The following is a 12,493-nucleotide window of genomic DNA, read 5'->3' as shown; positions in this document are numbered from 1 at the left end:
TCGTTCCCGAATGACGCGGTCTCCGAGGTGAACCGGTCACCCGTGAGCTGCATTCCGTCACCCGAGTCACCCGCGAACCGGATAATCACCCGGTCCAGGCGCTCTACCCGCTTCTCCGTGGTGGTGCGTGTGCTCACAGGGACTCGATCCGATCGGAAGGCACCAGGTGGTGCCGGCAGTCGAAGATGTAGCGGGCCGACTTCACGACCAGGTCGTAGTCCACATCGCTGTGGTCGGTGACGAGGAGCACCGCGTCCGCGGCCTCGACCTCCTCGGTGGTCAGCTCGGTGTGGACGAGACCCTTGATGTCGGGGCTCTCGGTGACATGGTGGTCCACCGCCCGGACGGAGGCGCCCGCCTCGATGAGCCGGGAGACGATGCCCAGCGCGGGCGATTCACGGATGTCCCCGGTGTCGGCCTTGTAGGCGAGCCCCAGCACGAGGATGCGCGCGTCCGTGACGGTCTGCCGCCGCCGGTCCAGGCCCCGGGTGAGCCGGCGCACCACATACTCCGGCATCTGGTTGTTGAGCTCGTCCGCCAGCGCCACCAGCCGGAACGGTTTGCTCAGGGCGCGCTCCACCTTCCAGGAGAGATACAGCGGGTCGACCGGCAGGCAGTGCCCGCCGACCCCCGGCCCCGGGGTGAACCGCATAAAGCCGAAGGGCTTGGTGGCGGCGACGTCGAGCGCCTTCCAGACGTCGATGCCCAGCCCCTCGGCATGCATGGCCAGCTCGTTGACGAGGGCGATGTTCACATGCCGGAAGGTGTTCTCCAGCACCTTCGCCAGCTCCGCGACCCGGGGAGAGTCCGCCGGTACGACCTCGTCGACAATGGACTCGTAGAACGCGGTCACCTTCTCCATGGAGGCCGCGTCGACCCCCGAGACCACCTTCGGAGTCGTCTCGAAGCTCCAGGTGGGGTTCCCGGGGTCGATGCGCTCCGGGCTGTAGCCGAGGTGGAAGTCCTCGCCCGGGACCAGACCGGAGATCTTCGTCAGCTGCGGGCCGAGCAGATCCTCGGTCGTACCGGGGAAGCTGGTGGATTCGAGGATCACCGTCACCCCGGGGCGCAGCCGCTCCCCGATGGCCACCCCGGCCGACTCGATGAACGACAGGTCAGGCACCCCGTCGATCATCGGGGTCGGCACGGCGATCACCGCGATGTCGAAGCCGTCCAGGTCATTGGTGGCCATGGTGGGCTGGTACTTGCCCCGGCTGAGTATCGCGGAGAGGCGCTCCGACGTGATGTCGCCGACATAGGACTCCCCGACGGCGAGTTTCTTGACCCGGAACTCATCGGTGTCGTATCCGATCACCTCGTATCCGCGCTCCGCCGCCGCTACGGCCAGCGGCAGACCGACATATCCCTGCCCCACCACGACAACTTTTGACGTCATCAGAAGACCCGACTTTCTCTCTGAGCGGTGACCGGCTGTGCGGGTTAGGCGAAGAAGTCGCAGATCGCGTCGGCGACATACTCGACCTGCGCGTCCGTGAGGTGCGGCCAGATCGGAATCGCGAGATTGTGGTCGCTCGCGTACTGGGCTCCGGGCAGATCCCGGCCGACCGGGGCGAACGCGCTGAACGCGGGCTGGGCGGGCAGCGGCCTGGGGTAGTAGATGTGCGAGCCCACGGACTTCTCCAGCAGCCAGGAGCGCAGATCCTCCCGCCGCTGGACCAGCAGTGAGTACACGTAGTAGCAGCGGCCGTTGCGGCCCGCCGGCGGTGCCAGGACACCCCGGTCGGCGAGCGGTCCGAAGCGCTGCGAGTAGTAGTCGGCGATCTGCGCCCGGCGCTCCAGACGGTCCGCGAAACCGTCGTGCCGCGCGATCTGGAAGGCGGCGATGATCTCGTCGAAGCGGTTGTTCTGGCCGATGCGGTGGTGGACGAAGCGGTGGACGCCGTCCTGTCCGTGGTTGCGCAGCATCCGCAGGGCGCGGGCCGTCTCCTCGTCGTCGGTGAGGACCACCCCGCCCTCGCCCACCGTGCCGAAGGACTTGACCTGGAAGAAGGAGAAGATCCCCAGATCGCCCCAGCGCCCGGCCGGCACGCCGTCGAGCACGGCGCCCTGCGCCACCGCCGCGTCCTCGATGACCTTGAGGTCATGGGCTCGGGCGATCTTGTTGATGCTCGGCATGTCCGCCATGACCGAGAAGATATGGGCGGGCATCACCGCCTTGGTCCGGTCGGTGATCAGCTCTTCCAGCGTCGCCGGGTCGAGCACCATGGTGTGCGGGTCGACATCCGCGAAGACCGGGGTCGCCCCCAGGTTCGCCACCGAACTGGCCACCGGCTGGCAGCAGAACGCGGGGACGATGACCTCGTCGCCCGGGCCGATGTCCAGGGCCTGTACGGCGAGGTTGAGTCCGCCCGTACCGCTGGAACAGGCGACCACATGGCCCGCGCCCGTCGATTCCCGCAGGAGTTCCTCCAGCGCGGCGGTCCGGCGGCCGAGGATGAATTTCTGTTCCTCGTCGGTGCCCACCTCGTAGAGGAGTTCCAGCAGGGTTTCGCGGTCCTTGTCGAAAAGGTCCGGAGGGAAGAAGGGAATCACCACTGCCCCTCGGCGTAGAAGTCGGAGACGGCCGCGCAGACCGTGTCGATCTGGTCCTCGGTCAGATCCGGGTACAGCGGCAGTGCCACGGTGCGCCGGCTGGCCGCCTCGGCCCGGGGGAGGGACCTGCCGCCGTGCTCCTCGGCGTAGCACGGCTGGGTGTGCAGCGTCCTCGGGTAGTACGTCTCGGTGCCGATGCCCCGCGCGGTGAGACGCGCCACCAGCTCGTCCCGGTGCTCGACCTCGATGAGGTAGACGTAGAAGACCGGGTCGGAGGGGACGGACCTGGGCACCAGCCGGGGGACGGCGAGGACGCCGTCCGCGCCGGTGAGGCGTTCGGTGTAGGCGTCGGCGAGCACCCGGCGGCGGGCGATGGACTCGTCCAGCCGGCTCAGCCGCGCCATCAGGATCGCCGCCTGGATGTCGTCCATCTTGCTGTTGGTGCCGGAGACACCGGAGAGGTTGGAGATACCGGCGATGTGGTCGATCGTCTTCCCCATGCGGCCGTGGTGCCGGAGCACACTCGCCTGCTCGGCGATCCGGTCGTCATCGGTGAGGATCATTCCGGCGTCGCCGAGCGCCCCCAGCGTCTTCGTCGGGAAGAACGAGAGGACACCTCCGGAGCCGAGCAGCCCGGCGTGGGTGCCGTCCCAGCGCATCCCGATCGCCTCGGCGCTGTCCTCAAGGACCAGCAGACCGTGCCGTCGGGCCAGCTCCAGCAGCGCGCCCATGTCGGCGAGCTGGCTGAAGAGATGGACCGGCATGACGGCCCTGGTGCGGTCGGTGATCGCCGCCTCCACCGAGGCGGGGTCCAGCGCGTAGTCACCGTCGGCGGTGATGTCCGCGAAGACCGGGGTCGCCCCGGTCATGGTCACCGCCGACGCGCTGGCGAAGAAGGTGAACGCCGGGACGATGACCTCGTCGCCGGGGCCGATGCCCGCCGCCCGGAGCAGGATCACCAGGGCGTCGGTACCGCTGTTCACCCCGAGGGCGTGCCGTGCCCCGGTGTACTTGGCCAGTGCCTGTTCCAGCTCGGACACCTTGCGTCCGTGCGAGAACTTGCCCCGGTCGACGACATCGCCGACATGGCTGCTGATCAGCGGCCAGAGTTCCTTGAAGGATTCGGCCTGGGTGAAGAAGGGAACTCCGTTCGAGGGGGCGGCCGGCCCTTGGGAAGGGCGGATTTCTGTGTCTGTGCGCGCTGTGCCCACCTGTCTCCTGTTCTTGGGATGAGGTGTCCGTGCGATTCCGCACGACCGACGCTTGACGACAGTAGAAAGGGCCGCCCCGAGCGGCAACGACAGATCCTTGTAGGTGTGGGGGCCTGCCACCATGGCAGAGAAGCGCCATGACCGGTCCGTTGCGCCGACCGGTGTGCTGGCAGGCCCCACGGGCCACGAAGGTCACCCCGGACCCCGGAGGGCACCGCGGGCCACGGCTCCTCCGCGGGCCGGGCGGGCGCCGCGGGGCCGCGCGCGGACCGGGTACGACCCGGTGCGGCCCCCGGCCGGAGCGCGCCCCGTGGCCCCGGCGGGGGCGTGCGCGGCGGGCCGGGCGGGCCCCGGGGTCAGCTCCCCGACTGCTGCTGCATCACCCGGGCGACATGCACCCGGGACGGGGCCTGGAGCTTCTGCATCACCTGGCGCAGATGGTTGACCACGGTCCACTCGGAGAGGCTGAGCCGGCTGGCGATCTGCCGGTTGGTCATGCCCTCGGCCACCATCAGCGCGATCTCCGTCTGGCGCGGGGTCAGACAGGTCCCCGGCGTCTTGGGCCCCGGCTGCGCCGGCGGCTCCTCCACGGGTACGGACAGCGCGTCCTGGATCGCCGCGTCCGCCCGGACCGTGTAGAGCCGCCGGCGCAGCCGGGCGAAGGCCGCCGTGCCCAGCGCGGTCCGCCGGCGCCGCTCGACGCTCTGCACGGCGGTGTCGATCTCCCCGGGCGGCAGCCCGTGGCGCTCCCGCAGAGTGCTCGCCGTGAGCAGCAGCCGGGCGACCGGCTCCTGCTGCCCCTCGCCGCCGCCCGACGCCGAGAGCGCGCAGCCGAGGATCTCCAGGGCCAGGGCCGCGTCCCCGGGACCGCCGGTGTGCCGCAGCGTCCTCATCGCCGAGCGGACCTCCGCACCGGCCCGCTCGGGCTTGCCCGCCTCCAGCTGGACCCGGGCCAGCGCCAGCAGCGAGAGACCCAGTTCGCGCTCGTCGCCCAGCGCCCGGAAGGCGGTCACGGACCGGCGCAGGGTGTGCTCGGCGGTCGGCGCGCCCACTTCGTACTCGGCGAGGGCGCTGTACCGCAGGGCCAGCGCGGCGCCGTGCTCGTCGCCGAGTTCGGCCAGCTCCGACGCGGCGGCGCACAGCTCCGCCCGCACCTCCTCGCTGTTGCCCGCCCCGCGCTCCAGCTCGCCGAGGTGGGCCATGACACGGGTGAGACCGGCCCGGTGGCCGTGCTCCTGGCAGACCGTCATCGCGGCGTGCCAGAGCTCACGGGCGCCCTCGGGATCGCCGCTCCCGGCCCGCCAGCGGCCCGCCGCCTCCAGGGCCCGGCCCAGCAGCGGGGCGTCCTTTGGGGAGAGGCCCTCCGCGCGCAGCGCCGCCGCGGAGGTCTCCGTGTGGGCGGCGACCTCCGCCAGATGGTGGCCGGATATCCAGACGCTCTCCAGGGCCAGCACCAGCTCCAGCAGCCGGGTGTGCTCGCCCAGCTCGCCCAGTGAGGCGATGGCGGCCCGGATGTCCGGCAGCCGGCCGCGCACCGCCGCCGCCCGCTGCTCGGGGGTGAGCCGGGCCAGCTCCCCCGTATGGATCGACTCGGTGAAGAGACGGGCGTGCCGCTCCCGGGCGTCCGTGGCGCAGCAGGTGTTGGACGCCAGCCGCTTGCGGTAGAAGCGCCGCACGGAGGTGAGCATCCGCAGCCGCTGCTCGCCGGAGTCGTCGTGCTCCAGCAGCAGCAGGCTCTTGTGGATCAGCTCGTCCAGGCCGCGCGCGGTCTGCTCCTGGGAGAGCCCGCCGACCCGCTGGGCCGCCGCCGTGGAGAACGGACCCTCGAAGAGCGAGAGCCGCTGGAGGAACTCCTGCTCCTGGGTGCTGAGCAGCCCGTCCGCCCAGAAGAGCGAGCCCTCCATCGAGCGCTGCCGGGTGGGTGTGTCGAGCAGCCGGCTGGTGTACGGGAGCTGGCGGCCCTGCCGGAGGTGGTCCAGGGCGGCGCGCAGGGTCAGGGTGCCGATGCTGCGCGCGGTCAGCTCTATGGCGAGCGGCAGCCCGTCGAGCAGCTCGCAGATCTCCGTCACGGTGGTCAGATCGTCGTCGAGCAGGACATGGTCGCGGTAGTGGCCGCCCAGCCGGTCGACGAAGAGCAGCACCGCGTCGGAGACCGCGGGCGCCGTGTCCCCGGCCGCCCCGGCGCCGCCCGCGGGGAGCGGGCGGACCAGGAAGAGGTGCTCGGCGTAGATGTTGATCGAGGTGCGGCTGGTGGCCATCACCCGCAGTCCGGGGAAGTTGGTGATCAGCCAGGCGAGGCCGAGCGAGAGCGGCGCGGTGAGCAGGTCGCAGTTGTCCAGGACGAGCAGGAGTTCGCAGTCGGCTACGGCCTCGGCCACACCGTCCGCCGTCTCGGCCGCGGGCGTGCCGCCGAGGGCCTGGGAGATCCTGCTCCAGGCGGCGGACGCGGTGTCGAGGTCGGCCAGGTCGACGACGGTCACCTTGTCGTCGAAGGAAGGGGCCGCGAGGGCCGCGGCCTCCCGGGTGAGCCGGCTCTTGCCCACTCCGGCGGGCCCGGTCAGCGTGAGCAGTCGCACGGTCGGGTCGGCCAGCTTGTCGATGACCGCCGCCAGCTCCGCGTCGCGCCCGAAGCAGCGGTTTTCGGTCAGTGGTGCCACCTTCTGCGCAGGGCCTGCCGGGTGGACATCGACGTGGTGCGGTGGTTGGGCCGTGCGGTGCACAGTGCGCATCAACTTCTCCCCCAAGAAGTAGTGGTTAACCGGTGTGTGAGGCGGTGAGCAGGGCTGGTCCCCGCGGCGCCCCGATGGGCCCGCCGCGCGATCGGCTGCTGCTGGTCGTGGGAGGCCCACAGCCGGATGGCTGTCTCGGTTCCTGCCCGGAGCCCTCACGGTTTCGGCCGCGGGCTGACCATCAAGTCGGCTCGGTCCAGCTGTCCTTGATCACGGTGTGTGGTTCCTTGTGCTCCAGGTCTCCAAGGTTCACGGGCCGGGCGGTCCGGCGGCAAGGCGCCGACCGGTTCATGCCTCCTTTTGCCGTACCTGTTGACGGCGGCGGAAAGCGCCTTCCCGGGTGCTCAGGGCGCCAGCTCGTCGGGCAGGGGCATGGTGGTCAGCTTGTCCGGGTTGATGATCTGGTAGATGCGCTGGATGCGGCCGTCGGACGGCCGCAGGTCCAGCTGGGTGACCACCCAGGGCCGGTGCTCCCGGGAGAGCAGGACGGCGGGTGTGCCGTTGACCTCCAGATAACGGGTGTTGAGGCCCGGGGGGAAGGTCTTGGCGAGCGAGTCGGCCAGGCGTACGCACTTGTCGCGGCCGACGATGACGCGCAGCGCCGAGCGGTGCTTGCCGCCGCCGTCGCTCCAGAGCTGGACCTCGGGGGCGAGGATCTCCATCAGGGTGCCGAGGTCGGCGCCCAGGGCGGCGTCCAGAAAGCGTTCGGTGGCGGCGCGCACCACCTTGGAGTCGGGCTGGTAGCGGGGTCTGCGGCCCTCGACGTGCTTGCGGGCCCGGTGGGCCAGCTGGCGCACGGAGTCGCAGGTGCGGCCGAGGACGTTGGCTATCTCCGGGTAGTCGTAGCCGAAGGCCTCCCGGAGGACGAAGACCGCGCGCTCCATGGGCGAGAGGGTCTCCAGGACCACCATCATGGCGAGCGACACCGACTCGCCCCGCAGGGCGCTGTCCTCGGTCTGGTCCTCGGTGACCACGGGTTCGGGGAGCCAGGTCCCCACATAGGTCTCGCGGTTGGCCTTGGCGGCGCGCAGCGAGCGCAGGGCGCGGTTCACGGCGATCCGCACCAGATAGGCCCGGGAGTTCGCCACCTCGCCGTGGCGGGCCGACGCCCAGGACAGCCAGGTGTCCTGGAGTACGTCCTCGGTGTCGGTGACGGTGCCCAGCATGTTGTAGACGAGCCCGAAGAGCAGATTCCGGTTCTCGTCGAAGGTGGTGGTGGTCAGGGTGCTGTGCGCGTGAAGTTCCTGGTGCTCAGCGGCGGTTGACGCCGTGGATCTGCTGGTCATGACGCGGTCTCACCATCTCAATCGGATACCTCGGCGCAGATGGTCGCGGACTTCAGCGTAGGGACCACCCAAGCCATCGTGTGTGATCTGAATCACATTATCGTTCCGCGTGTCACAGTTGGAGCCGCTTCCCGACTCCTAATGTGTGTCCCGCGCCGCCCGGGCGGCGCGGGACTCGGAAAGAAGCCGTGACGAGAAGGGAGGTGAGGTATGCCGGTCCATTCCCCCGAGTCCGCCCCGCGCCACGACACGGTCCTGTCGTGCGAGGAGGGCGGCCGGTCCGGCCGGGACACCGGCGCGCCGGCGACGGTCTTCCCGCCGTTCCGCCCGCGCTCGCGTCCGCGCCCGGACCGCACTGCCCCGCCTCCGTCGCCGGTGTCCTGGTCCGTCTCCACCATGGCTGTCAACTCCCCCGGCTGCCAAGGGAGTCTGGCCAGGACTTCGATCGGCGTCATGACGCTCCCGGCCGGCCTCGGGCCCCCCGCCCGTCCGCCGGGGCCGGTGAGCGGCCCCCGCGAGGGTTCCGGCGAGGTGTTACGCACCCCTTGCGGGGAGACAGGTCGGATGCGACTATTTCCGTCCCTGCCTCCCGGCATGTCCCGTTCGGTGCTGCCGTGCGTTCCGGCCGGCCGTTCCCGTGGTGCGTCCGGCACCGGTCCGTGCCGCCTCCGCCGGCGACGACTCCGTACCGGGTGTTCCCCCGGCACCCGGTACGGCGAGGTGTGAATTGGCATCTTCCTGCCACCTCCCCCCTCCGGATGTTTCGGCGCTGTCCCCGCCCCGACATCGCGGAGCTCCCGGCGCGGCTCCCGCGCCGCCGGCCCGGCCCCCGGCGCTGTCCGCACACCGCCGGGGCCCGCTGCCGCACGGCTGTCCCCGCGCGTCTCCCCCGCGCTACGGAGAACGGGAGTCCAGCAGACCCAGCTCGGCCGCCTTCACCCCCGCCTGGAATCGCGAACTCGAACCGATCACGGTCATGATCTCGGCGACATGGCGCCGATAGGTGCGCACGGATATCGCGAGTCTCCGGGCGGCCACCTCGTCGGTCACTCCCGCGCGCAGCAAACCGAGAATCTTACGGGTGAGTTCCGTGCGCATATGCCCATCGAGTATTGCGCGCAGATCGGTGGCCGAGGCGCCCTGCCATATTCCGTCGAAGAATTCGAACAGCAGCCGAATGATCTCGGGCGCCCGGACGACCGAGTAGGCGGCCCCGGCCGGGGACTCGGCCGCGGTGAGGGCGACGGGCTGGTCGGCGATCACGATGAGCAGCGGGGGCAGTTGCGGCAGCACCCGCACGGGCACCGGCCGCACTCCCTGGCTCACCGCCCCCACGAGACCCGAGTCCACCATCCCCGGATTGCAGATCACCCGCACCTCGGCCGTGTCGGGCGCGGCCAGCAGCAGCCCGGGCAGCAGGGACGCGCAGGGCGCGGCGCCCGGCGCTGCGGCCATCACCACATCCAGCCGGCCCCGCGCACAGCCGGCCACCTCCAGCACCGCCCGCGCGATCTCCTCGGGCTCGCCGTTGACGGCGCTGATCTCCCGGCCGCCCGAGACGGTGTCCCGGTGCTGGGCGATCGTCTCCTCGATCATCTCCCGGATTCCGAGCAGGGCTTCCTCCAGGGTGTCCGCGGACGAGGAGCCGTCCGGTCCCTCCCTGATGGGCAGCCGCCCAATACCGCGTCCCTGTGGAACCTCCGTTGAATCCCCCGTTGTCATCTCTACCCGTCTCCGCGTTGAAGTGTCAGCCCCTCGGTCTTCCGCTGAGCCGTCCCAGCGTGCCAAAGCATACGCAGAACAGATTAAATGAAGAGTGAATTGCCCATGCCTCCGGCGGAGTTGCCGGAGCGGTTTCCCCGCGGATTCATCTGTTCCATACTTCGCCGATGGTGATCGCCGCGTCCATGAGAAGCCCGCCGTACTCCCGCCCCGGCTCCCGCGACAGACTCCGCACCGGGCCCGACAGCGAGAGGGCCGCCACGGTCCTGCCCTCGGGCCCGCGCACCGGCGTGGCCACGGTCGCGACGCCGGGGCCCCGCTCCCCGACACTCTGTGCCCAGCCGCGCCGGCGGACCTCCGCCAGCGTCGCGGCCGTGAACCGGGCGCCCTTCAGCCCCGCGTGCAGCCGCTCCGGGGACTCCCAGGCGAGCAGCGCCTGCGCCACCGAACCCGCCTTGAGCGGATACGACGAGCCGACCGGAACCCGTTCCGCCGGATGCAGTGAGGTCTCCGCGCCCGCCAGACACACCTGGTGGTCCCCGATGCGCCGGTAGAGCCGGACATCCGCCCGGGTCCGGTCCCGCAGCTCCGCCAGCAGCGGCCGGGCCACCGCCAGCATCCGGTCCCGCTGCGCCTCCGCCGCCATCTCGCCGAGCCGGGGGCCGAGGACGAAGCGCCCCTGGGCGTCGCGGCCGATCAGCCGGATGCGCTCCAGGGCCTGGGTGAGCCGGTGCGCGGTCGAGCGGGGCAGACCCGTGCTGGCCACGATGCGGTTGAGCGAGGCGGGACCGCACTCGATCGTGCTCAGCACGAGCGAGGTCTTGTCCAGCACCCCCACCCCGCTGACGTACTGAAGGGTGCCGGGGGAGGCCGAAGTGGTCACCGCACACCGTCCGGCCGGGTATCCCGGTTTCTGTCGACACCGAATGCCATCGTCGGTACACCTCGTTTCAGCGGTGACTGCACCGCTGGAGTCCCAGGGGGCCGTGACCGGGCAGCGCCATGGCGGCGCCGGGCCCGCGAGTGGGGCGGGGAGCGCCGCGAGCGGCTGTCCGGGGCTGCCCGGATGTCAGTGGGCGGAGCGGCCGCTCTCCGTTGAGCGGCCCCGCGTCTCACTCTTCGGACTTCAACAGGCCCAGCTCCACGGCGCGCACACCCGCCTGGAACCGTGAGCGCGCGCCCAGCGCCTCCATGATCTGGGCGACATGGCGCCGGTAGGTGCGCAGCGACACCCGCAGCTTCCGGGCGGCCACATCGTCGATCTGGCCGTCGCGGAGGCATTCGAGGATGCGGCGGGCGGCGTCCGAGCTGAGGCTCTGACTGTCCCAGGAGTGGCCGGCCGGGCTCATCGCGGAGCCCCAGAAGCCGGCGAACAGCAGCGCCAGGGTGCGTACCGTCGTCGGGTCCTGGACGGCCAGGAACCGGTCGCCATGACCTCCGGCGTCGTCCCGGAAGAGGGCGATCCGGCCGTCGACGATCAGGGTCTCCCGGAGCACGCAGTAGGTGACCCGGGTCTCGAACCGGTTGGAGAGACGGCCGATGAGCTGCGCCGACTGCGGTGCGCCGGCCTGGGCCGAGTGCAGCATCCGGGCCGTGAGCTGCTTCCTGGTGATGCTGTGCAGATGAGGGAGGACCGCCGGCATCAGCCGCCCGTGCGCCTGCCCGGTCAGCACCAGGCTCACACTGCGCCGCGCCTGGCCGAGGCAGGCGTCCACCTCGTCGAGCACGGCCCGCTCGTTGTGCGCCGACACGGCCGTCACCGGGCTGCCCCGGGTGCCCTGCCGGTGCAGCGACACCGTCATGTCCAGCAGGTCGCGGGCCCGTACCAGCGCCTCTTCGAGACTGTCCGCGCCCGCGCGCGATCCGGAGCGATCCGCGTCACCGCGTGGCCCCGGCGTCGTCACCCCTTGAGACTGCTCGCACTCGTATGCTGTCGACACCATTACAGATCCCCCCGGTCATGGTGCGGCGGCACACTCCTCGGCCCCCATGTCACCAGCCGGGTACGCGCACAGCGCGCCTACCCGCCTCCGCCGACGAGCGAGAAGCCTCGGATGAACGTGACGATCGACACCCCCTCGACCCCCCGCTGTCCCCAGGAAGTCCGGTCTGTCGGCCGCACCAGTAACGATTAACGCGAGACATTAGTTTGGCCCTTGAATGGGCGTCAACCACCTATGGCTGTATCAAGCATGGGTGAGGTCGCTGTGGGGTCCGTCACGGAGCGTGCCGATCCGGGCGGGTCTCTTCCCGGCCGCGCCGAGGGGCCGGTGACGGCCGCCGACCGGGGCCGTGCCGCCGTTCCGGGGCCGCCCGGGACCACCGCGCCCACCGGCCGGGAGCCCCGCGGGAGAGCCCCCCGCCGGGGCGGGGCGGGCCCGGTGGCCCTCGCGGAGCGGTGGACACGAACGGTGATACGGGACGGTTCCTCCGGTGCTCCCGCCCCTCGGGCCCGAGCCCGGGCGAAGCTTCGACTACCGGTGGGAATCATGCTCTTTCGGCCAGAAGTGCCTTCCGGGAGACCGGCAGGAAAATGCCAGACGATCGTCACTGCGCGTGAGGGTTCAACGCGCCGCCATCATCTTCCTGCCGTGCGGACGGACTCCGGCGACCGCGGGCGCGCGGGGGGCGCGGACCCGGGGGCCGGGACTCCTGCGGAGTGCGGGAATGGGGCGAAGGCGACGTACGGCGACGTACCGCTCGGGAGCCGGATTCCGGCCCCGCGACGGGCCCGGGCGGCGATCCGGGCCTCCGTGCCTTTGTGGGAAACCACCAAGAGCGAGGGGCTGGGCCCTTGATCGCCGGGCGGGCCGGAAGCCGCCCCCCGGAGCCGTGCGCACCGGCCGGCCCGCGCCGCCGGCGGTCCCCAGGGAACGGCTGGATCTGATCGCTCCCACCGGCGTGGAATCGATGCCTCCGGCGGGGCGCGGCCCACCGGCCGCCGGATCGTCCAGATACTCCTGGGTCCGGGCGCGGAACGGCGTGACGAACT

Annotated in this window: 8 protein-coding genes; all 8 read right to left on the bottom strand. The window is 71.2% G+C overall.

Going from position 1 to position 12,493, the window contains the following annotated elements; translation table 11 throughout:
- Positions 1 to 133: 133 nt before the first annotated feature.
- The 8 genes from ACWCRA_RS34935 to ACWCRA_RS34900 all read right to left on the bottom strand — a co-directional run bounded on the left by ACWCRA_RS34935 (position 134) and on the right by ACWCRA_RS34900 (position 11,444).
- On the bottom strand, positions 134 to 1,396 hold the full coding sequence (locus ACWCRA_RS34935; protein ID WP_451069447.1) for a nucleotide sugar dehydrogenase: 1,263 nt from the start codon (positions 1,394 to 1,396) through the stop codon (positions 134 to 136).
- Between the two features lie 44 nt (positions 1,397 to 1,440).
- Entirely contained in the window at positions 1,441 to 2,556 is a 1,116-nt protein-coding gene (locus ACWCRA_RS34930; protein ID WP_351559378.1) for a DegT/DnrJ/EryC1/StrS family aminotransferase, read from the bottom strand.
- Positions 2,550 to 3,764: a DegT/DnrJ/EryC1/StrS family aminotransferase gene (locus ACWCRA_RS34925; RefSeq protein WP_351559376.1), complete on the bottom strand. Its 1,215-nt coding sequence runs from the start codon at positions 3,762 to 3,764 to the stop codon at positions 2,550 to 2,552. Before ACWCRA_RS34925 ends, ACWCRA_RS34930 begins: the two co-directional genes overlap by 7 nt.
- A 356-nt stretch (positions 3,765 to 4,120) precedes the next feature.
- Entirely contained in the window at positions 4,121 to 6,493 is a 2,373-nt protein-coding gene (locus tag ACWCRA_RS34920; RefSeq protein WP_351559374.1) for a helix-turn-helix transcriptional regulator, read from the bottom strand.
- A gap of 344 nt (positions 6,494 to 6,837) precedes the next feature.
- Positions 6,838 to 7,779 (bottom strand): RNA polymerase sigma factor SigJ, encoded by a 942-nt coding sequence (sigJ, locus tag ACWCRA_RS34915; RefSeq protein ID WP_351559372.1) that lies wholly within the window; start codon positions 7,777 to 7,779, stop codon positions 6,838 to 6,840.
- 894 nt (positions 7,780 to 8,673) lie between these two features.
- A complete protein-coding gene (locus ACWCRA_RS34910; RefSeq protein WP_351559371.1) occupies positions 8,674 to 9,501 on the bottom strand; it encodes a helix-turn-helix transcriptional regulator in 828 nt (275 codons plus the stop codon).
- 145 nt (positions 9,502 to 9,646) lie between these two features.
- Positions 9,647 to 10,384, bottom strand: coding sequence for an IclR family transcriptional regulator (locus tag ACWCRA_RS34905; protein WP_351559369.1), 738 nt, complete (start codon positions 10,382 to 10,384; stop codon positions 9,647 to 9,649).
- Positions 10,385 to 10,613: 229 nt separating this feature from the next.
- Positions 10,614 to 11,444: a helix-turn-helix transcriptional regulator gene (locus tag ACWCRA_RS34900; protein ID WP_351559367.1), complete on the bottom strand. Its 831-nt coding sequence runs from the start codon at positions 11,442 to 11,444 to the stop codon at positions 10,614 to 10,616.
- Between the last annotated feature and the right edge of the window lie 1,049 nt (positions 11,445 to 12,493).

The sequence above is a fragment of the Streptomyces sp. NPDC001889 genome, assembly GCF_053594535.1.
Note: the sequence above shows the minus strand (reverse complement) of the source record. Positions and strands in the feature narration are given on the sequence as shown.